The sequence below is a fragment of the Pseudovibrio axinellae genome (assembly GCF_900110875.1).
In the GTDB taxonomy this organism is placed as follows: domain Bacteria; phylum Pseudomonadota; class Alphaproteobacteria; order Rhizobiales; family Stappiaceae; genus Pseudovibrio; species Pseudovibrio axinellae.
In genome coordinates this window covers 265,817-286,545 of record NZ_FOFM01000006.1, presented here as the reverse complement: position 1 = coordinate 286,545, position 20,729 = coordinate 265,817, and the positions used below count along the sequence as shown (strand labels likewise).

Below are 20,729 nucleotides of genomic sequence, written 5' to 3'. Positions count from 1 at the left end.
GCTCACGGGGTGTGAGCCTCACATGGTCGGCGGGTCATGAGGTTACTTGCGAACCGGGAACCACTTCACGGTGATTTCTGTCAGCTTGCCAGATGCCTCCAGAGCGGCAAGGCCCGCGTTGAGTTTGCCCATCAGCTCTGTGTTGCCTTTGTCGACTGCCATGCCGATGCCGTTGCCGAGAACCGCGTTGGACGGCACGACTGCTTTTACGGTGTAATCAGCGCCGTCAGCCGTGTTCAAGAATGGACCGACATAAGCTTCTGGCAGCAGTGCGTAGTCCACCCGGCCAGCGGTGAGGTCAGCGACAACGTTGTCGGCGGTGTCGTAATATTTGGTGGTCATCTCGCCCAGGTAGGTGTCTGCATAGACAGACTGTACGCTGGCAGCTTGCGTGCCAAGCAACATACCAGAAAGGTTTGCATCATCGATGACTTTGCCTTCTGCATTGTTAGGATCTGTTTTTACAGCGACCTGTTTGCTGTCTGACTTCATGCCGATAACGACCGACGCTTCAAAGATGTATGGCGTTGAGAAGTCAACGATCTTCTGGCGTTCTTCATTGATGGAAAAGGCACCAACGATGAGGTCGAGTTTGTTTTCTTTCAATGAAGGGATGAGGCCGTCCCAAGCGACTGCGTTGAAGCTGCATTCTATTTTTACTTCCTCGCACAGTGAGCGAAGCAGGTCTGGCTCAAACCCCTGCCATTCGTTTGCGGCGGTAAGTGTGCTGAATGGAAGGTAAGGTTCTGGTGCGATACCTACGCGGACTGCATCAGCAGCGTTTGCAACGGACAAGGTGGTGAGTGCGGCGACGCTGAGCGTGCCCAAAAGCGCTTTAAGTTTCATAGTTTCCCCTCTTTAAGATTTATTTTTGAAAATATCGAAGTGACATGCAGGACAGTCCTGCATCAATCTTTGCAATCTGTGAGGTCGCTAAAGGCACCACGGAATAGCCGGCGTCCTGCAACATTTTGATGGTCTGCGGGAAATCTGAGCCGACAAACACAACATCGTTTACGCGCAGTGCATTTGCAGCGCCTTCTTCTCCATCAGGCGTGTGCAGCACGTTGAGGCCTTCAAACACCCCGGAAACTGACAGGCGTTTGGTGGAGAGCATGGTGTTGTCGTCCAGCAAAGAGCAGTCTGACTTGAAATGCAGAACATTTGCGGGGGTCTCAACCAATACGCCCTTGCGCCCGATTTTTGCCAGGCATTCAATCAGGGCCTGCGCACCCTCGCGTGTTGTGCGCGCGGACAGGCCAATCATGACTGCGTCTGGTGTGTTGAGAATGTCGCCACCATCCACGTAGCCAGCTTCGATTTGCAGGACGGTATCGAAGAGCTTGTGAATGTCTTTTGCGATTGCTGTTGTTTCGCCTTCGCGGGTCGCTGCACCGGGGCGCAACAAAATGGCTCCTTCTGGGAAAACAAGCGCGGGGTCTTCAACGAAGATGGAGTCGGGGAACTCTTCCAGCGCTGGGAGAATGTGCAAGTTTACGCCTGCCTCTTCCATCGCTTTTAAATATGCATCATGCTCAGCTACAACGCCTTCGTAGGTTGGGTTGCCGCGGTTATCATCGCGCAAGCCATTTACAACAGATTTGGAAGGGCGACGCAGAATTGCATTGTTGAAATTATATACCTTAAGGTCAGTATTCATTCGGTGCAGAATCCTAAATGTGCGTAAAACTCCTTAATAGAGTTCCCAATTAATCAGAGTAAGTCAATTGAATGGATGCAGAGTTTTTGCTCTTTCAATGTTGAGCATAATACATGAATTGAAATGCAAAAAGATTGTACAGCTAACATCAGAAGGAGCCAGAGGGTAAAACTGTCCTATGGTGAGGTTGGGGTGCATTTTTACTTTGGGAGACCAATTAATTCTAAATGCAGCTTGAATATTTTGCTGATCATCCTGGGATATAGCGTTGGAGTTGCAGGCTTCAGCAATTCACAGCGGAAAATAATTCATTTGTGCCAATGAGTTCGCTGTAAACTTTTTAGTGTTTTCTGCTATAAGCAAACCGCTGTTCTGAGTGTGCATCAAGATGTGCGTTAAGGGCGCGTGCCAATGTATTTTGTTTCTGACCTATGGTGTCTTCTTTGAGAAGTCTTGATGAAAATCTTATCTCGCATATCCCTCCGTTCCGGAAGCTGGAACGTTCTGATATTAGAGAGATTTTGGATGCCACGACGCCAAAGCGTTTTAGCGCTGGGCAGGCAATCTTTGAAGAAGATGAACCAGCCGAACGGTTTTACCTCTTGTTGGATGGTCATGTCCGTGTGGTCCGCACTACGGCAGCTGGTGACCAGGTTATCGCCCGGCACATTGTTAGCGGTGAGTTGATGGGGATCGCGTCTGCTATTGGCCGTACAACCTACCCGGCAAGCGCTGTGGCAATTGATGATTGTCTTGTGCTTTCCTGGCCTACAAGCCTTTGGGCGACATTTGTAGAGAAATATGACGGGTTTGCGAGCGAGACCTATAAGACGGTTGGAAAGCGGCTATCGGAGGCCAACAACCACATTTTGGAACTGGCGACGCAGCAAGTTGAGCAGCGCGTTGCACGGGCTTTGTTGAGGCTTGCATTGCAAAGCAGCCGGAACACCGATGAGGGAATGGAAATTGACTTTCCTCTGACCCGCCAGAACATCTCTGAGATGACGGGTACGACTCTTTATACAGTAAGCCGGTTGCTAAGTGCTTGGGAGAAAAAGGGTATTGTTACGAGCGGGCGGAAAAAGGTAGTTGTGACCCACTTAGGTAAACTCAAAAGCCTTGCTGATGTGGATCCAACTTACGAGGGTTGAAGGTGACCGTATTTCGGTCGCAGGCTTCTTCATTTTTTCTGCCCGGGTAATGAGAGAAATTTAGATTGTACGGTTCGCCGAGCTGCTTTGGGTAATCAAGGCAAGCAACGGCTTTATGAAAAGGTCTTTGACCTGTGAGCATGGTGGATTGTTGGGACTGAATTGATAGTTCTAGCAATTCAGAAATGCGGTCTATTGTGCCAGCATAGCGGCGCACCGATGAAGTTGTTTTGCGTTCCTTCCGGTTTGGTTTTCGATAACTGGAGAAGCAACCGTTGCATGTGTTTGCGGTCAGTCTGTTGCCTTTCAAGCTACCACGCACATTTGGGCGTCTGTTGGTGAGCCTCTGCTTGCACATATGTCTTCAAAATAGTGCATACTCACAAACAGCAGTTTGGCCGCGTGATTGGGGCAGCTGGGAAACTGCGAGCGGTGATTGGTGGGGCTATCGTACCTGGCTGAAAAACGCGGGTATTGACCCTGAGCTGCTTTATGTGCACGACCTGCAAGCAAACCCTGTTGGGGGAGAACGGCAAAGCGCGGCCTATGCAGGTGGTTTTATTGGTGCAATTGACTTTGATCTCGATAAATTGATGGGACTGAACGGGACGGGTTTTAGTGTCGGGTTCTATCAAGGTTTGGGACGTGATTTGTCTGGTGACGATATTGGGAACGTCTTTGATGTGGCCGAAATCTACCTCGGTCACCTTTTTGGTTTGGCACAGTTGAACTTTTATCAATCCTTGATGGATGAGCGCATCGACTTTGCCATTGGTCGGCTCTCTACTGGGAGTGCTTTTGCCACAAGTGACGCATTTCAGTATTATGTCAGTTTAGCAGTGAATGGAAATCCGGCGCAGATTCTCTTCAATGTACCGTCGTTTACATCGCCGCCCTATAGTCAGTGGGGTGTCCAAGGTACTGTAAACCCGCAGGATTATTTCTATTTTTCTGCTGGCGCTTACAATGCTGATTTTAGTGCTCAGGACAATGAGGAGCAGGGGTTTAATCTAAAATTCAACCCTGAGGACGGTGTGTTGGTTATAGCGGAAGCAGGTTTGCGCGTTGGGCAAGAGAATAGCGGGACCGGTCTGCCAGGCCGATACTTACTTGGCGGGTATTACGATACTTCGGATTACACCCCCTTTATTGATGCAAAGGCTGTCAGAGAGGGAAACTGGGGGCTGTATTTCATTGCCAATCAAAAGGTATATGAAGAATATGCTGAGCAAGGGTTGAATCTTTGGGGCGTTGTTACGCTTGCTCCCCAGCAAGCGATTAATCTATTACCCTACGGTGTAAGTGGCGGTGCCTACTATACTGGGCTGTTTGATGGGCGAGATAAGGACGTATCTGCGGCAGCGTTTTATATTGGATTGTTTAGTGATGACTTACCCGGCCAGTCCTATGAACTGGTGTTTGAGGCAAACCACCGATTTCAGATTAACGATTGGTTTTACACGAATGTAGACGGGCAATATGTGATCAACCCGGATGGACGGTCAAACATCTCAAATGCATGGGTTGTTGGTCTGGAGATGGCGATCAATTTTTGAGGTCTTTGGCGAGGTGAAAAATTCCATAAAAACGTGCAAGAATGAAAGCTGCGTTGATGAGCCTAAAGCGAGGGTATTATCTGCACTTTCCCTACGTCATTACTAATAGAGTTTTTGTAAAGAGTGCAATTTTTACGCGGAAATCTAAGGCCTTCTAAATTTAATGCGTGATTAGTAAGCGGTTGTAAGATGGGCTGTATTGCCGTGTTGCAGTAAAGGCCGAATGTGTGCTTTGCTCGTCCTGACAAAATAACAGTTTTTCTTTGGGGGAGCGTAAATGACATCTCAGGATAAGATTATCTGGATTATTGGAGCAACTTCAGGAATTGGAGAGGAGCTTTGTAAGATCTATGCCGCAGACGGCTGGCAGGTGATTGCAAGCGGCCGACGAGCTGAGCGACTTGCAGCACTTGAGGAGACTTCTGATGCTATAAGAGCGCTGCGTCTTGATGTGACCGACAAGGATGAAGTGGCGCTGGCTGTCCAAAAACTTGATGCTGATGCCTGCCTTCCAGACCTCACACTCTATTGCGCCGGTGTGTTTCCAATAGGAGGCTTTTCTACATTGACGGATGAGATATGTGTCAATGCGATGGATACGAACTACTTTGGTGCGGTTCGGACCATTCATAACCTGTTTCCATTGCTAAAGAAGCGTGGCTCGGGGCAAGTGGCTATCATCTCTTCGCTTAGCGGCTATGGTGGGTTGCCCTTTGCGGCTAGTTATGGGCCTACCAAAGCAGCACTGATTAACCTTTGCGAGTCACTGAAACCGAGCTTTGACAAGGCTAATCTTACGCTGTCGGTGATAAATCCAGGCTTTGTGAAAACGGATATGACCAAGGACAGTAAGGTGCCGATGCCGTTTATTATCAGCGCGGAGAGCGCTGCAAAACGCATCAAGAAAGGGCTGGCTCGTAAAGGCTTTGAAACCACATTCCCATTGCCGTTGGCTGTTGCGCTGAAGCTGATGAGATTTGTTCCTTATTGGGCCTACTTTAAACTGGTCGGCCTTACGACAGGAAAACAAAGACCTTCATAGCGCGAGCTTTTAACGCGGGCTGAGGCAGTAGCGCGCTTCGCCCGGGTGTTGTTGTTCAACAGTTTTGAAAACTAATTCAGTATTTGCGCTATTTTCTTTGACTAGTTGCAAAAACGAACACTCTTTGGGTGAGTGTATTACTGGGTATAGTAACAACTATTTGGTGTGATTTAAGAGGCTGGAGATATTGCGCTTTAATTGTTTCAGTAAGTTCTTAAGCCAGTTAACTGTTGTGACACAATTCTGTGCAAACTACCGACAACACTAGCTTTATTCAGTTGATGAATAAAATTAAAGAGTTTGAGCAGCGGCTTCTGTCGCCTCGTGGATACGTTTAAGTATATATAACCATACGTTTGATACAAAGCATTTAATGATAACTATTTGGCATTTCTTAACGTTGACTCCTTATTCGACAAAAACCATGGGGTGAATTTGGTTAACTGTTGTGGGTTTTTTATGTCTTCAGCAGTGACACTCGTGGTGGTAGCTGCATGACAACAATCGTTATTGTCGACGACAGGGCAATTAATAGAAGTATTTTTGAAAAGCTTGCACTTGCTGTAGGTGCCTCTGTCAAGGTGCAGTGTTTTGCATCGCCGTTTGATGCTCTCGCATTTATGGAGAGCACTGTTCCCGACCTGATTATCACAGACTACAGTATGCCAGAGATGGACGGGGCTGAGTTGACGCAGAAGGTGCGCGCGCTCGACCATTGCAGTGACGTGCCTGTTGTTGTCATCACTGTTTTCACTGATAGGTCATTTCGTATTAGGGCGTTGGAAGCTGGCGCGACGGACTTTCTCCAAAGCCCGGTCGATCACAATGAGTTTGTGAGCAGGGCGAGAAATCTGCTTGCACTGCGCGAAGAGCAGAATGCGGTTAAGCGACATGCGCGGTTCCTTGAACAGGAGCTGGTCAACGTTGAGCTGCAACGTAAGGAAGCACTGCGCGATTCTCGTGAGCGGCTGGCGCAAGTTATTGACAGCGTCCCAGCCATGATCATGACCTGTACCCTGGATGGATTATGCGCGTTCACCAATGCGGCATGGGCAAATTTTCTGAATTCGACGACTGCAGAACTCATCGGTCAGGATGCCTATGGGAAGTTCGACAAGTTTACTCAAGAGAGTAACCGCCGACTGGATCGAAAGGTGTTCATTACCGGGAGGGCGTTGCCCCCATATGAAATTGAACAGCGAAACCATGCAGGCGATGTCTTCCATTTCATCGTCACCAAGAGCCCCCTGCTGGATGCTGCTGGAAACACCACGCATGTGGTAACAACAGCGACGGACATCTCAGATCGCAAACGCGCTGAAGCTCATCTGCTGCACATCGCGCATCATGATGCGCTGACGGGCCTGCCAAACAGGACCATGCTTGGCGACCGCATAGATGAAGAAATCTTCCAGTGCCGCAACAGTGGGCGTGGTTTTGCGCTTCATTTCCTGGACTTAGATCGGTTTAAGTCCATCAATGATGCTTTGGGGCATCGCATCGGCGATCGGCTTTTGGAGGTGCTTGCAGAGCGGTTGTTGCGTTGTGTTGATGGCTCTGACCTCGTGGCGCGACTGGGCGGCGATGAATTTGCCATTCTACAGACAGACTTGAAAAGCTCTGAAGAGGCCCTTCGCTTTGCTCAGCATCTTGTTAGTGTGGTTGAGGAGACTTTCTTGATCAGCGGGCGGGAACTTCAGACCAGCGCCAGTGTGGGTATTACTAAGTATCCGGAGGATGGTCTGAACAGTGAAGAGCTGCTTCGTTGTGCTGATATGGCCATGTACCAATCCAAAGCAGATGGCGGAAATACGTTCCATCTGTTTTCTTCAAAGATGGATCACCACGTAAAAGAAACGATCGCGCTGGAAAACGAGCTGCGCAATGCAATTGAGCAGGATCAGCTTGAGCTGTTTTATCAGCCTCAGATCAACCTGGAGAACAACGAAATTGTTGGGGCTGAAGCCCTGTTGCGATGGAATCGACCGGATTATGGTGTGGTGGCGCCAAACGTGTTCTTGGGCACAGCGGAAGAGGTTGGCCTGATCCTTCCGATTGGGGAGTGGGTGATCTTTGCAGCATGTAAACAGGCGAAGAAGTGGATGGATATGGGGCTGGATACGCCTCGTATTGCAATCAATATTTCCCCGACGCAGTTTAGAAAACAAGATGTACCGCAGCTTTTGAAAGATGCGCTGGTTTCTTGCAGCTTGCCTCCAGAAAAGCTGGAGATTGAGATCACTGAAAACATCGTCTTGCACGGGTCCGAGGCGACCGTACGAGATTTACGTGTCATTCGCGAGATGGGAATTGCTGTCTCGATTGATGATTTCGGCACCGGTTACTCCTCTCTGGCTTATCTGAGCAGGTACTCCGTTGATTGCCTGAAGATCGATAGGTGCTTTACTCGAGATATGATGACCGATCCGAACAGCACGGTGATCATCAAAGCAATCGTTGGCCTGGGTGCCAGCCTTGACTTGTCAATTATTGCGGAGGGCGTAGAGACGCGTGAGCAAGTTGATTACCTCAAAGATGCTGGATGCGAGTTGGCGCAAGGGTACCTGTTTGGCAAACCCGTGCCTGCACAAGAGTTTTCATTACTGTTGGAACAGCAGTCTTTGAAGGCGCAGGGGCAATACCCGCAAAAGGTACTGGTTGGGGCGGAAATTGAGCTATGAATGATAACCGAAATTCAAAGCTGCCAGTGCTCCCATGTGCCGAGATAAAGGCTCTTTATAAGCAAGTCATCCAACTTGGTGGTGGTGAAGGCGAAATGTCTTTAAACCGCTTTGCTTTCACCTTGCTCATCACGCCCTATCTTGCTTCAAACATTACCTTTGGTTCCTACGAGAACTTTCAAACCACGCTCATTATGTCCACGTTTGCGGTTGGATCGTTCTTCCTTCTTGCCCATCTGCTTTATTCTCAAACAGTGAATTCGCTACGCCGCGTTTTTGCAATTTTTCTGGATGTGGGGTCGGTCTCTGCCGGCATGTATGTTGGCGGTGAGTACCTTTCAATCCTGTTCCCGATCTATCTGTGGGTGATATTCGGGAATGGCTTCCGGTTTGGCTTGGATTACCTTGCGCTTACCACCATTGCCTCGGTGAGTGGGTTTGCTGTTGTGCTTACAACGCCTTACTGGCAGGTGGAATTTATCCTTGGTTTAGGTCTGCTTGGCTGCCTTGTTGTTGTGCCGCTTTATGCAAGTAAACTCATCAGGTCGATGACAGCTGCACAGCAAGCTGCAGAAACTGCGAATAGAGCCAAGACACAGTTTTTGACTGCTGTTAGTCACGAGTTGCGTACACCGTTGAATGCGATCAATGGTATGGGCGAGTTGCTGCAGGGTACAAAGCTGGATTGTGAGCAGCGGGAGATGGCGAAGACCATCCAATATTCTGGGAACTCCCTGCTTTCCATGATCAACGGTATTCTTGATTTTAGCCAGATCGAGAGTGGACGGATGATTGTCAATCAGACGACTTTTGATATCAATTTTATCTTGAAAGAAGTTGCTCAGATTGTGCAAGGGCAAGCGCATGGTCAAAGCCTGACCATCTCGCGTTTCGTGGATAGTGAGTTGCCGCCGCTGCTGGTTGGAGATGCACGCCATATCCGAGAAGTCCTGCTTAATATTGCAGGCAATGCGGTTAAATTTACAGAGCAGGGATCTGTTGCCATTCGCGCGCTTTGTAAGGGAGTTGCCGGTGGTGAAGTGCGCTTGATCTTGGAAGTGGAAGATACCGGTATTGGTATTCCAGAGGACGCCCAGTCTCGCATTTTTGAACGTTTTACTCAGGCAGATGAGAGCATTGTTGACCGATTTGGCGGAACCGGCCTTGGTCTTTCCATTGCACAAGAGGTCGTGCGTGCGATGGGCGGTGAGGTTTCTGTCCGCAGTAAGCCTGGGAAGGGCAGTACCTTCTTTATTGAGCTGAGCGTTGGGCGGGCCGTGAGCGACGAGACCACACAGCTTGAAGTGGTTGGTGGAGCTGTTGCCGTCGTTTCTAAGCGTAAGGATTTGCTTGAGGGGTGCGTTGCCTCACTGAAAGCTTGCGGTATTGAGGCTGAATGCTTTGAGACCGTTGGGCGGGCGTTTAGTGCTCTGAGGCAGCAAACGTCCGGCGATGATGGCAAGGTTGTCTTGTTTGTTGGTGACGATGTTCTCGCTACAGCCTCTGACAGCTTATACTACGCACTTAAATCTGCGGGACAGCATCACAATGTCGATCTGGTCTCTGTCTCCGGTGCTGTCGATGAAAGCGCGAGTACAGGCGTAACGCAGCCTAACCTTGTCTCTTCGATTAAGGTGCCAGGTTCCACACAGTCTGTAGCATGGGCTTTGAGGGCTGCCGGTGCTGAAAATGCCCATTGCGGCATGGAGATCAAGGAAGAGCTTCAAGCCTATTTCAGCCGTTATATTGGCCTGAATATTCTTGTCGCTGAAGATAACAAATCTAATCAGCGTGTAATTGAGAAAATCCTCCAGAAAGGCGGGCATACTTGTACGCTGGTGGGCAATGGCGAACTTGCTTTGGATGAGCTTGAAGTGAACTCTTATGATCTGGCGATCATGGACATCAACATGCCTGTCCTGAATGGTATTGAAACCATCAAGTTGCGACGGATTACAGAGCTTGGACAGGACCGGTTACCAATCATTGCGTTGACCGCTGATGCAAGTCGTTCCTCGGCAAGCAAGTCGCAGGAGGCAGGGGCGGATGCGTGTGCAACCAAGCCGATTGAACCACAACGGCTGCTGACATTGATTGATGACGTGATCACTGAATGTGGTGTTTATGAGAATATCACTCGCAAGCAGATTGCGAACAGCCAGATCACATCAATTGCCGAACATCCTTGCTTTACATCCGAGGTCTCCTCTGGGATCGACTATGCGAGCCTGTCCCAGTTAAGATCCTTAGGTGGTCTGGAATTCGTAATAAATGTGGTTGAGGATTACCTGAAAGAGGTCTCACAGTTGCAGCATGATCTTAAAGCGGCTGTTGAAGCGCGTGACTGTGAAAAAGTTAGGGCCAGCGCCCACGCGCTGCGGTCTGCCTCCGTGAATCTGGGTGCCACGGACATCGTGCATTTGAGTGGTCAAATGGAAAACATGCCTTCACATCAGATACAATTTCTGGGTGAAGACATGCTTCGTAAACTGGCAGGCAAGCTCAAGCGCGACCACAAAAACCTCAGAGGCTACCTGCAGGAGCTCAAGCAAGAAAGGTCTAACCCTGTCAGTCGCTTGAGCACACTGGATCGTTTTTAGCAGGCAGTCGCTTTTTAGAGCGCCTGCTTTTGCGCGGATGGAGCGGATAGGCGATCCTGAGCTTTTGTCAGGCGCTCCATCTTCTTCAGATCCTGATCTGTGAGGGAAAGCGCAGCATCAACCCAGATCTCGACCACGTCGATCAGTTCTTTATATGTGACAGGTTGAACAGTGCGGCCCGCTCGGTAAATTGCAGAATGAGAGGTGTGCTTCTTGGCATTCTTGGCAATGTATCGTTGTACAGCGTAAGGCGCTTCGCCTTGCTCTACGACTTCGTGCACGATGCCGAGCTCATGCAGCTCTTCTGCAGAGTAGAGACGCCCACTCATCAGCATTTTCTCAGCGACGCGACCATCTACCATGCGCGACAAAAAGCTGTAAGCACCCATGCCTGGGAAAAGGTTGAAGAGCACTTCAGGTAAGCCGAACTTTGCCTGGCGCTCAGCGATAATTACGTCGCAGGAAAGTGCTGTTTCGAAGCCACCACCCAGAGCATCACCCTGAATCATACCAATCGTTATAATTGGCAGGTCAGAGGACACCGCGTTCCGGTAAACTACGTCGACGCAGGCCACAGCGTATTGCAGTAGTTTTGCGCGGTTGTTCTCACGGATCAGCTCAATAAAGAGGTTAAGATCGCCGCCAAGGTTGTAAACGTCAGGAATCCGGGAAGCGACAACCTTGAAGTTGATAGGGCAGGGATCTGTTGGTTGGTAGGTTTCGAAGAGGCGCTTCATCACAGCCTGTGATTGCGCAAGCTCATCAAGTAACTCCGGCGTAAAGCAGGGACGACCCTCACTTTTCATGTAAAGCCAGAGTGCTTTGGTTGTTTCGTCGAATTCAAGATCAACACAGTCTAACTGAACCGATGAAAACTGTTGTGCAATTGAAACAGTGGACACATCAAGGTTTGGATTGTGCCCTGACTGTAGGGATGGCTTTGTAATTCCATCAAAGGAAGGAAAGTTGGATCTATGCCCCATTAGATCAGACATCTCAGCCCCTATAGATTTTCGCGTGTTTATAAAAGTTTTGGCACAACCCCAGATCAGTCTATTTTTATTATGGGATGTAATTTGTGCAGTTGAACATGGTAAATAATATATTAATACTTTCATGCGTGTCGAGTAAAAAATCAATAGGTGTTGAGAAGTAGTTGGGTATGTATATATTATTAAAGTTTTATATTTAGATGATGTGTTATTTGCTCTTAAGATGTCAATGAATATTACTTGGATGGAGTTGTGTTGTTGTCCAGTATATTGAGCGCCATAGGAGTGAACGTAAAAGTAAACCTATATTCTTCAGGTTGTGTGTGTTTGATCTATGCACGCAAGATATTTGCTGACTTTGCTATGAAATAAAACATTACTTTAATTAAATCGTATTTTGCGGAAATTTCTTCATTTGTCGGACGCTTGTGGTGGGGGAAGACTGAATTTACCTACAAAACTGCGTCGCTTTGTGATGTGGTCAGATTTGGGTGTCCTCGTTACACGTGTTCGCGTTAGAGACGTGAAGCTATATGACATCATTGGGAGACGTGTCTTTATAAAATACCAATATATAACAATAAGTTAAACGGAATTATTGTGTGATCTATTGTTTGCTTTGAGACAAATGCCAGAGTTTTTTGAGCTTGGTAAATCAAAGAGAAAACGGATTTTAGTGTATTCTTTGCCTAAGTCTTGAGCAAATCTTGCAGTGACAATTTTTCGCTGGACAACCCGTTTGACCCTGACGTTTGCGTCATGGAAACCGGCAATTTGAATGTTCGATTGTGAGAAAATTTGAAAATCGCTGAGGTGATTGGGCATTCGCTGAGGACTTTTGGGCTTATTGAGCAAAGACAATGGCAGGCATATGAATGAGCAAAATGAGTGGGTGAATCGCGACAGATAAGTAAGGGTTTGTTCTTATAAAACTACTCGGATAGAGGGTGCTGAATACTCTACCGACAATACTCAAGACCACTTTAAGTGCCAAGAGTATAGGAATGAGCGGATTTTGAGAGTTTTTTGCATATGGACATGATCTGCTTCTCTCTTAATGGCGTAAGAGCAAGCAGAGAGGATGTTATGGCAGAACGTCGGAAGCTTGTTTGGATCATTGGGGCGAGTTCAGGGATAGGCTCCAGCCTTTCGCGGCTCTATGCTCGTTCTGGGTGGCGCGTCGTTACCAGCGCTCGCAGTCGGCAGAAGCTACAGGACATGGCCGCATGCTTTGAGCTGATGAAGGTGGTTCCACTTGATGTGACGTGTCAGGATCAAGTTTTGGCAGCCATCAAGCAGTTCAATAAGAATAATGATCTACCGGACCTGACCATTTACTGTTCTGGAATCTACTACCCAGGAGGAGTGGATGTTTTAAGCGAGGAAAATAGCGTTTCGGCAATGGACACCAATTACTTTGGAGCTGTGCGTGTTATCTCAGGTTTGTTTCCGGCATTGGGGGCAAAAGGTTGTGGTCATATCGCAGTGCTCGCGTCCTTAAGTGGATACTGTGGTTTGCCCAATGCAGGGTGTTACGGACCGACCAAAGCTGCCCTGATCAATCTTTGTGAATCTTTGAAGCCAAATTTTGATAGTGCAGGTCTGAAATTGACACTCGTAAATCCAGGTTTTGTGAAAACGCCAATGACAGATAAAAACACCTTCGAGATGCCTTTTATTCTCACTCCTGAGGCGGCGGCTCAAGTGATTTACAGAGGCCTTGAGCGAAGCAAATTCGAGGTTGCTTTCCCGTTCCGCCTAGCTGCCATTTTAAAGGGTCTGCGGTTGTTGCCATATGCTCTCTATTTTTGGGTTACGAAAAGGATGAGTAAACGGTGACCGATAGAGACACGACAGCACGACGGTATGCATGCTTTTTTGAGAAGGTTACGCCTGAGCGAATAAACGAGGTTCATGCACTGATCAGTGATGATGTTCATTTCATTGACCCGTTTAACGATGTGGTTGGGAGAGACAGCTTTGAAAAGGTCTTTCATAAAATGTATGAGGATGTGCAGCAGCCGACATTCAAAATTCTTGATTTGGCCTGGTCCAGAGACCTGTGCTTTATGCGATGGGACTTTACATGTACCCAGAAGTTGCTAGGTGAATGGGGGGTGCGGGGCCTGACAGAATTGCATTTTGACAAGGATGCAAAAGTCTGTGCGCATTATGATTATTGGGATGCCTCCCGCCACTTCTACCGGAAACTGCCGATAGTAGGATTGATGATTAAGTGGATCGCTTCACGTGCGTCAATTTAAACCGCATTGATGCAATTGGAAGGTGGATATATGACGATTAGAGTGGCTTCTTTATTTGGAAGAGCCCGACATTGATGGTGCCTTCTGCAAAACCTGCTTCACAATATGCAAGGTAATAATGCCACATGCGCTTAAAGCGTTGATCATAGCCAAGTTTTGCGATCGCTGGCCAGTTCTTGAAAAAAGCTGTCCTCCAACGAATGAGCGTCTGCTCGTAATCCGTCCCAAAAAGCTCCTTTGTGGTTAGCTCCAGATTTTGTCGTCTTGTCTGCTTTTCTATTTCATGCGCGGATGGAAGGAGACCACCAGGAAAGATATAGCGCTGGATGAAATCTACGTTCTGTCGATAATCTTGAAATTTTCCATCAGAGATTAAAATTGCCTGTATCACAGCTATTCCGCCTGGTTTGAGGAGTGATTTCAGCTGCTGAAAATAGCTTTGCCAGTTTTCCTCTCCGACAGCTTCTATCATCTCAATCGAGACGATAGCATCGTATTGGCCGAAAGTTTCACGATAGTCGCGCATTTCAAAAGAGGCGGCTCCAGTTGTCTCTTGAGAATGAAGACGGTTTTGGGCATATCTGAGCTGCTCTTGTGACAATGTGATGCCGTGAACGTGTCTGCCCAAATGGCATGCATGTTCTGCAAAACCGCCCCAGCCGCAGCCGATTTCAAGGATGTTACTGTTGGACACGGTGTTGGTGAGTTGCAAAACGCGCTGGTATTTTCTGCGTTGAGCCTCCTGAAGCGTTTCATCCTTATGAAGTTTGTAGGCGGAGGAGTACGTCATGGTTTCATCTAGCCAGTGGCCATAAAACTCGTTCCCTAAATCGTAGTGAAACGCGATGTTTCGCTTACTGCCGGCAAGCGTATTTGCGTTTGCCAAGTGGCGTAGGCGTGCCAGAGCTTTTGAGAGGAAGCCACGATGTTTGATTGAGTGGAGGATTTGCTTGTTGGCAAGCAGCAAGTCAAAGAGGGCGCGCAGATTATTACACTGCCAGTCCTTTTCAAGGTACGCTTCCGCCAATGTCAAAGAGTTGCCAGAGACAAGGCGCCACAATAAACGGGCGCGCAGGATTTTTACGGTTACAGCTGGCCTGAGGGTTGTGCGGTTGCCATAGGCTAGTACTTGCCCATTGGGCAGAATGATGCACAAATGACCCAAAGTTAGGTTCGTGAGTACTTTGTCCAGCAAGGCTTTCCAGAGTTTGGAGCTTAAATTCAGCTTTGCTTTTTGCGAGCTGGCCGGAGCATGAAGGGACGCGCGTTCTCTGTGTCTCATGTGCGTTTGCCTGCGGTTTTGATAGGGTCTTTTATCACAGAAGCTGTCGCGTTCATGCTTGTCACAATTGACGCTGGCGGAGGCGGGCGCTTGTAGACCTTTGCGCCTTTGAGCCAAAGCTTGAGAGCTTCAAAGTGTATTAGGCCGAGGACTTTGGCAGAGCTTTGGAAATACCGCAGGGCGATTAACAGGAGGCGTGACGTGGTTGGCTGTTTTCGTGTGCCTTGAAAACGTGCGGTGAGCTGTGGCCGGTTGTCTTGAGTAAGGCGAATGAGCAAAGAAACACAATTTGAGGGTGGGCGCGCCACGAAATCGTAGTGACCTGTAACCTCAAGGAAAGGGGAAACATGGAGTTTCTTGGGGCATGAATGGCGATAGGCATGCGTCATGCTTTGATTTTCGGAAGATAAGATTTCAACCGCGTAGTGGTGCATGTCGCCAAATGTGTTGCGTACTTGGTAAACGATGGCCTTTAGACAGCCTTTCGAATAACAATAAAACACACTGATTGGGTTAAAGACCTTTCCCAAAAACCTAGGGAATGCAAGTAAAACGATGCGCTCTGGGACTGTATCTATCCTAGCCTGCTTCAGGGTGTTTTCTATAAAGCTGCGAAGAGAGAGATAGCCACCTTGTATATGGTCTGCGGGGTAAAAACTGAATAAGTTGAAGCGACTAACAGATAGGAACGGAGAGAGGCCATCCACTTCCGGCAAGCGATCTATATTGATCGTGAAGGACACAGTTTTGTAGTTTAGCTTATGTTTGAGGCGGCCGTGACGCATGTGTGTCACCGCGCCCTCGTAGATAGTAAGCGGTGTGTCTTCTTCTTGCCGGTGTTTTTTCAAAATCATTGCGCAGCCACCTGATAACTTCTGAGTGGCCAGCCAACAGGTAAGGCGATGCGACCATTCTGATTTTGGCAAACCCAGTCACGCTGAGCGACACCGAGAGCTTCCGCGACTGCCAACCCGGCCTGCAAGCCATCCTCGTGAAAGCCATAGCCGAGGTACGCGCCACAGAACCAGGTGCGGTTCTCGCCCTGGATTTGCCAGACATGCTTTTGAGCTTTCAACGCAGCGCGATCGAAAACCGGATGCGCATATTGGAAACTGCGGAGTATTGTACCCTCGGCTGGTTGTTGATTTGGGTTCAGCGTGACGAAAACGTTTCTGGTGATGTTGAGCTGCTGAAGAGCGTTCATCCAGTAGGTTACTGAGAGCGCGTTATTGTTATTATGGTTGCCTGTAAAATTCCAAGCCGACCAAGCCGCCTTGCGTTTCGGCATAAGCGAGAAATCACGGTGAAGGACGGCGATGTTTTGCTGATAACGGATGGACCCCAGTATTTTTGTTTCCGCCTCGGACGCACTGTTTTGGCAGTTTAAAATTGCGAGTGCCTGATCAGAGTGACATGCAAAAATCACATGGTCGTATGAAGCCTCCTGGCCAGTTCTCGTTGAAACTTTGACGGAACGAAGGGAGCGCTGAACATCTTTGACCGCTGTATTTAAGAAAATTTTGCCAGAGATTCTTTCGGCAATTTTTCTCACATAGTTACATGAGCCGCCAGCAACTGTGCGCCATTGCGGTCTATCTTTTAGCTGCAGGAGGCCATGATTATTGCAAAAGCTGATGAAAGTGCGGAACGGAAAGTTCAGCAGTTGTTTTGGAGGCATTGACCAGATTGCAGCGCCCATTGGGAGAAGGTGCTCATCAATGAAAGTTGCTGAGTAGTTTTTCTGCACAAGGTAATCGCCAAGGGTGGTTTCGCGAAATTCTGACTTTTTTGCATGTCTCGAAGCGTGTTTATAAAAATGCATTGTCTGCGAGATCATTTGCAGAAATTTAGGTCGGAACAGATTGGATTTTTGGGCAAATAAGCCTTTTAAGCCGGAACCTGAGTATTCTTTTTCTCCGTTCTGTAATGAGACCGAGAAAGACATTTGCGTTGGGACGGTTTCTACTTCAAGCAAGTCGAAGAGTGCAGTGAGATTTGGGTATGTACGTTTGTTGAAGACAATGAAGCCTGTATCGACGGATGCCTTGGTTCCATCCATATGAATTTGCTGGGTGTTTGCATGCCCTCCGAGACGGTCATCTTTCTCATAAATATCGACCAGATGCTCCTTAGAAAGCAGCCATGCTGCAGCAAGCCCGGAAATTCCACTCCCTATCACTGCGATTTTCATTGCTCTAATCCTATCCGAAGTTTCTCATTTTAGGAGCGGCGAATAGAAATGGATCACCTTAGGCAGGAAAAAGTGATCCAAATGACAAACTGTTTGGTAAAAAGGACTGAGAGACATCCGTGTGTTTTGCAGAGCGATGGTAATAATGCAGCTTCAAGGCAATGATGGTGGCAGTAGGAATTACCTCAGTTCTCAAGAGTTAAGTGTGCTGTTGCAATCATTCGGTAAAACGCGGTCGAAAGAAGTCTTCCGCCAACTCTTTATTTTTTTCGCTCCCCGTTTGAAAAACTACTTCCTGAAAGGGGGCGCCAGTCTGGAGCTTGCTGATGAGCTCATTCAGGAAACCTTTGTTATTATCTGGAGAAAAGCTGAGCTGTACGATGAGCGCAAGGCATCAGCTTCAACGTGGATTTACACAATCGCACGGAATCTGCGCATCGATCATTTTCGTAAAGAACGTCGGTATCTTTACAAAGATGACCGGTTCTTTTCAAAAGAACTTGTTGTTGATGAGACGCAGTTCGAAAGTCACCATCAAGCTCAACTGAGCGAGCGCGTGCAAAAAGCATTGCCACTGTTGCCAGCAGAGCAATCGAAAATCATAAAACTGGCTTTTTATGAGGACGCCAGTCATTCGAAGATTGCTCAGTATCTACAACTACCACTGGGGACAGTTAAATCACGAATGAGACTTGCATTGGTGCGGTTGCGTAAACTTCTGAAGGGTGTGGAACCATGATCAACCACCACCTTAGTGATGAAACTCTATGGGCCTATGTGACAGGCTCCTTGCCAGCAGGTCATGCGTTGCTCGTGTCCTGCCATCTAGAGCTTTGCAAAGCTTGCCAAGGGCGTTTGGCAGAAGCCGAGGCGCTTGCAGGTGCGTTGCTTCAAACAAGCGAGCAGCTGAATACTTCTGATGAATTGTTTGAGAGGCTCTTGTTGCGCGTTGAGAGTGAAAAGCCTTCGCGCTCTCTTAGCTGCATCAGTCGACCAAAACCCAGACAGGGTGTTCCAAGCGATCTTTGGGGTGTATTAGGGCAGGGATACAGCGGCATTAAATGGAAGGTGGTTGGTCCAGGTATTCGTCAATTTGTGCTGCCGGTGGAGTCCAGCGAGGGAGAAAAGGCCCGTCTGCTGAAGTTATCTCCTGGATACATGACGCCTGAGCATTCTCACCATGGATCAGAAATGACCCTTGTATTGAAGGGCTCGTTTAGTGACGAAACCGGACGCTACAAGGTTGGTGATGTTCAAGAGGCAGATGACCTTGTGCACCATCAACCAGTTGCCGATACCGAAGAAGATTGCATCTGCCTGGCCGTCACGGATGCCCCACTCGCTTTCAAAGGCTTGCTCCCAAAACTGCTGCAACCATTCTTTGGGATCTAAAGCGGACAAATCTGGGTATGGCTTCGTTATTCCTTCCACCTTACCTTTTGGCGAGTTTGGTGGATTTTTGCGAGGAGAGCACTGCAGATGCGTTTGCGCCTGGTACTCGGAGATCAGCTGAGTTTACCTCTTTCCAGCTTGCGCGATGTCAAGCTGGGCGAAGATGTCATTCTGATGGCTGAGGTGAACGAAGAAGCAACCTATGTCCGGCATCACAAGAAGAAGATTGCGTTTTTGTTTTCAGCGATGCGCCACTTTGCTGAGGCGTTGAGATCTCTGGGACACCGCGTTGTCTACGTGCCCTACGGTTGCCCAGAGAACACAGGTAGCCTTTTTGGGGAAGTTCTTCGCTTGAAGGAGGCAGAGGCTGTCACTGAAATCATTGTGACAATGCCCGGTGAATATCGCCTGTTGAATGAGATGGAGAGTTGGCAAGACCGGTTGGGTGTGCCGGTTGAGCTGCGTGAAGATGATCGCTTTCTCTGCTCTACTGAGGGCTTTCAAAAGTGGGCGTCGGGGCGTAAGAGCTTACGGTTGGAGTACTTTTACCGAGAGATGCGGCGTAACCATGATATCTTGATGGACGGTGATAAGCCGTTGGGTGGAAAGTGGAATTATGATCATGACAACCGCCAGAGTGCACCAAAGCGGTTGGATGTTCCTGCTCCTTTTTCTGTTGAACCAGACCGGGTGACTGAGGAGGTGCTGGCCCTTGTGACGGATCAGTTTTCCGAGCATTTTGGTGACTTGAAACCGTTTTCTCTTGCGGTTACACGCGAGGATGCGCTCAAGGCGCTGGATCAGTTTGTTGCTGAGCGTCTTAGTAAATTTGGGAACTATCAGGATGCGATGGTTCAGGGTGAACCTTGGATGTTTCATAGTCACATCAGCTTCTACCTCAATTGCGGACTATTGCTTCCCCTCGAATGTGTTCATGCAGCAGAGCGGGCGTATTTTGACGGCACTGCTCCGCTGAACTCTGTTGAGGGGTTTATCCGGCAGATTGTGGGGTGGCGAGAGTTTATTCGGGGGATCTATTGGCATTCCATGCCTGAATATGCAGGGCTTAATTATTTAAGCGCTTCGCGCGACCTGCCTGAGTTTTATTGGACTGGGGAAACGCAGATGAATTGTCTGCACCAGTGTATCGTTGAAACAAAGGCAAATGCCTATGCTCATCACATTCAGCGGCTGATGGTGATCGGTAACTTCTCGCTACTTGCCGGCTTTGCTCCCAAAGAAGTGAGTGAATGGTATCTCGCGGTTTATGCTGATGCTTATGAATGGGTAGAGCTGCCTAATGTCAATGGAATGATCCTGTTTGCAGATGGTGGGCTGTTTGCTTCCAAGCCATATGCGGCCAGTGGTGCCTACATCAATAAAATGTCGAACTATTGTGAGCATTGCGTCTATGCGCACGCTACGAAGACAGGTGAGAAAGCCTGTCCCTTCAACTATCTTTATTGGAATTTTCTGGATCAGAATGAAGAGAAGCTCAGAAGCAATCCCAGAGTGTCGATGATCTACCGTACCTGGGATAAGATGAGCGACAGCAAGAAGCAAGAGATCCGAACTGATAGCCGCCGTTTTCTTGCCCTGTTGGATGGATCGCAAGCGTGATTTGAGCGTTACGCTGCTAAGCGTAAACCGAGAAGAGGCGTATGGTCGGCTATTATCAATACGGCAACTGGTCAGAAGCTTTCAGTTGTTGCCCAAGGTGCTGTCGTGGAAATTCTTGACCGGCCTGGAGGTAGACTTTTGTGTTGAGGCTCTGGAGGAGGCACTGCACAAGCACGGTAAGTCGGCTACCTTTTATAGTGGCTAAGGTTCGTAGTTCACCAGCCAAATCTTCACTGAAATCTTGAGGCGTATAAACTACAAGATCTCTATGGATGGCAAGGCGATCTCGTGCTTAGGG

Annotated in this window: 16 protein-coding genes; 10 read left to right on the top strand and 6 right to left on the bottom strand. The window is 48.4% G+C overall.

Annotation, left to right across the window (positions count from 1 at the left end; all coding sequences use genetic code 11):
- Positions 1–42: 42 nt before the first annotated feature.
- Both BMZ51_RS15005 and BMZ51_RS15000 read right to left on the bottom strand, forming a co-directional pair.
- Positions 43–846: a transporter substrate-binding domain-containing protein gene (locus tag BMZ51_RS15005; RefSeq protein ID WP_068006730.1), complete on the bottom strand. Its 804-nt coding sequence runs from the start codon at positions 844–846 to the stop codon at positions 43–45.
- 19 nt (positions 847–865) lie between these two features.
- On the bottom strand, positions 866–1,660 hold the full coding sequence (locus BMZ51_RS15000) for an arginine deiminase family protein (RefSeq protein WP_068006731.1): 795 nt from the start codon (positions 1,658–1,660) through the stop codon (positions 866–868).
- Between the two features lie 434 nt (positions 1,661–2,094).
- Here BMZ51_RS15000 and BMZ51_RS14995 point away from each other — a divergent pair, with 434 nt between their 5' ends.
- From BMZ51_RS14995 to BMZ51_RS14975, 5 genes are all read left to right on the top strand, one after another.
- The gene (locus tag BMZ51_RS14995; protein ID WP_082825647.1) at positions 2,095–2,811 is read left to right on the top strand and encodes a Crp/Fnr family transcriptional regulator; all 717 of its coding nucleotides are present in this window, start codon (positions 2,095–2,097) and stop codon (positions 2,809–2,811) included.
- Between the two features lie 350 nt (positions 2,812–3,161).
- Positions 3,162–4,367, top strand: a complete 1,206-nt coding sequence (locus BMZ51_RS14990) for a carbohydrate porin (RefSeq protein ID WP_208979496.1) — start codon at positions 3,162–3,164, stop codon at positions 4,365–4,367.
- 277 nt (positions 4,368–4,644) lie between these two features.
- Complete coding sequence (locus BMZ51_RS14985) at positions 4,645–5,409, top strand: SDR family NAD(P)-dependent oxidoreductase (RefSeq protein ID WP_068006734.1); 765 nt, start codon at positions 4,645–4,647, stop codon at positions 5,407–5,409.
- Positions 5,410–5,903: 494 nt separating this feature from the next.
- Positions 5,904–8,090 (top strand): EAL domain-containing response regulator, encoded by a 2,187-nt coding sequence (locus BMZ51_RS14980; RefSeq protein WP_068006736.1) that lies wholly within the window; start codon positions 5,904–5,906, stop codon positions 8,088–8,090.
- Positions 8,087–10,690 carry a hybrid sensor histidine kinase/response regulator gene (locus BMZ51_RS14975; protein WP_068006738.1) on the top strand — a complete coding sequence of 868 codons (2,604 nt, stop codon included), beginning with the start codon at positions 8,087–8,089 and terminating at the stop codon, positions 10,688–10,690. The genes BMZ51_RS14980 and BMZ51_RS14975 overlap by 4 nt, the downstream gene beginning before the upstream one ends.
- A gap of 14 nt (positions 10,691–10,704) precedes the next feature.
- On the opposite strand, the gene BMZ51_RS14970 is transcribed toward BMZ51_RS14975, so the two are convergent.
- On the bottom strand, positions 10,705–11,685 hold the full coding sequence (locus BMZ51_RS14970) for a crotonase/enoyl-CoA hydratase family protein (protein ID WP_068006740.1): 981 nt from the start codon (positions 11,683–11,685) through the stop codon (positions 10,705–10,707).
- A gap of 1,083 nt (positions 11,686–12,768) precedes the next feature.
- On the opposite strand from BMZ51_RS14970, the gene BMZ51_RS14965 reads away from it, so the two are divergent.
- Positions 12,769–13,521 carry an SDR family NAD(P)-dependent oxidoreductase gene (locus tag BMZ51_RS14965; RefSeq protein WP_068006864.1) on the top strand — a complete coding sequence of 251 codons (753 nt, stop codon included), beginning with the start codon at positions 12,769–12,771 and terminating at the stop codon, positions 13,519–13,521.
- On the top strand, positions 13,518–13,946 hold the full coding sequence (locus tag BMZ51_RS14960; protein ID WP_068006742.1) for a nuclear transport factor 2 family protein: 429 nt from the start codon (positions 13,518–13,520) through the stop codon (positions 13,944–13,946). Before BMZ51_RS14965 ends, BMZ51_RS14960 begins: the two co-directional genes overlap by 4 nt.
- A 37-nt stretch (positions 13,947–13,983) precedes the next feature.
- Here the strand turns inward: BMZ51_RS14960 and BMZ51_RS14955 are convergent, their stop codons facing one another.
- The 3 genes from BMZ51_RS14955 to BMZ51_RS14945 are packed head-to-tail and all read right to left on the bottom strand — an operon-like array spanning position 13,984 to position 17,419.
- Positions 13,984–15,228, bottom strand: a complete 1,245-nt coding sequence (locus tag BMZ51_RS14955; protein WP_068006743.1) for an SAM-dependent methyltransferase — start codon at positions 15,226–15,228, stop codon at positions 13,984–13,986.
- Entirely contained in the window at positions 15,225–16,082 is an 858-nt protein-coding gene (locus BMZ51_RS14950) for a DUF1365 domain-containing protein (protein WP_068006745.1), read from the bottom strand. Before BMZ51_RS14950 ends, BMZ51_RS14955 begins: the two co-directional genes overlap by 4 nt.
- The gene (locus BMZ51_RS14945) at positions 16,079–17,419 is read right to left on the bottom strand and encodes an NAD(P)/FAD-dependent oxidoreductase (RefSeq protein ID WP_068006747.1); all 1,341 of its coding nucleotides are present in this window, start codon (positions 17,417–17,419) and stop codon (positions 16,079–16,081) included. The genes BMZ51_RS14950 and BMZ51_RS14945 overlap by 4 nt, the downstream gene beginning before the upstream one ends.
- A 205-nt stretch (positions 17,420–17,624) precedes the next feature.
- On the opposite strand from BMZ51_RS14945, the gene BMZ51_RS14940 reads away from it, so the two are divergent.
- The 3 genes from BMZ51_RS14940 to BMZ51_RS14930 all read left to right on the top strand — a co-directional run bounded on the left by BMZ51_RS14940 (position 17,625) and on the right by BMZ51_RS14930 (position 20,431).
- Positions 17,625–18,158 carry a sigma-70 family RNA polymerase sigma factor gene (locus BMZ51_RS14940; RefSeq protein WP_208979495.1) on the top strand — a complete coding sequence of 178 codons (534 nt, stop codon included), beginning with the start codon at positions 17,625–17,627 and terminating at the stop codon, positions 18,156–18,158.
- Positions 18,155–18,811 (top strand): ChrR family anti-sigma-E factor, encoded by a 657-nt coding sequence (locus tag BMZ51_RS14935; RefSeq protein WP_068006757.1) that lies wholly within the window; start codon positions 18,155–18,157, stop codon positions 18,809–18,811. Before BMZ51_RS14940 ends, BMZ51_RS14935 begins: the two co-directional genes overlap by 4 nt.
- An 87-nt stretch (positions 18,812–18,898) precedes the next feature.
- Positions 18,899–20,431: a cryptochrome/photolyase family protein gene (locus tag BMZ51_RS14930; protein WP_068006759.1), complete on the top strand. Its 1,533-nt coding sequence runs from the start codon at positions 18,899–18,901 to the stop codon at positions 20,429–20,431.
- The last annotated feature ends 298 nt before the right edge of the window (positions 20,432–20,729 follow it).

Excerpts from the sequence above, each read along its gene's own strand:
- BMZ51_RS14930 (WP_068006759.1), top strand. The coding sequence starts at position 18,899 with ATGCGTTTGCGCCTGGTACTCGGAGATCAGCTGAGTTTACCTCTTTCC.
- BMZ51_RS14970 (WP_068006740.1), bottom strand. The coding sequence starts at position 11,685 with ATGTCTGATCTAATGGGGCATAGATCCAACTTTCCTTCCTTTGATGGA.
- BMZ51_RS15005 (WP_068006730.1), bottom strand. The coding sequence starts at position 846 with ATGAAACTTAAAGCGCTTTTGGGCACGCTCAGCGTCGCCGCACTCACC.
- BMZ51_RS14935 (WP_068006757.1), top strand. The coding sequence starts at position 18,155 with ATGATCAACCACCACCTTAGTGATGAAACTCTATGGGCCTATGTGACA.
- BMZ51_RS14945 (WP_068006747.1), bottom strand. The coding sequence starts at position 17,419 with ATGAAAATCGCAGTGATAGGGAGTGGAATTTCCGGGCTTGCTGCAGCA.
- BMZ51_RS14955 (WP_068006743.1), bottom strand. The coding sequence starts at position 15,228 with ATGAGACACAGAGAACGCGCGTCCCTTCATGCTCCGGCCAGCTCGCAA.
- BMZ51_RS14985 (WP_068006734.1), top strand. The coding sequence starts at position 4,645 with ATGACATCTCAGGATAAGATTATCTGGATTATTGGAGCAACTTCAGGA.
- BMZ51_RS15000 (WP_068006731.1), bottom strand. The coding sequence starts at position 1,660 with ATGAATACTGACCTTAAGGTATATAATTTCAACAATGCAATTCTGCGT.
- BMZ51_RS14965 (WP_068006864.1), top strand. The coding sequence starts at position 12,769 with ATGGCAGAACGTCGGAAGCTTGTTTGGATCATTGGGGCGAGTTCAGGG.
- BMZ51_RS14980 (WP_068006736.1), top strand. The coding sequence starts at position 5,904 with ATGACAACAATCGTTATTGTCGACGACAGGGCAATTAATAGAAGTATT.
- BMZ51_RS14950 (WP_068006745.1), bottom strand. The coding sequence starts at position 16,082 with ATGATTTTGAAAAAACACCGGCAAGAAGAAGACACACCGCTTACTATC.
- BMZ51_RS14975 (WP_068006738.1), top strand. The coding sequence starts at position 8,087 with ATGAATGATAACCGAAATTCAAAGCTGCCAGTGCTCCCATGTGCCGAG.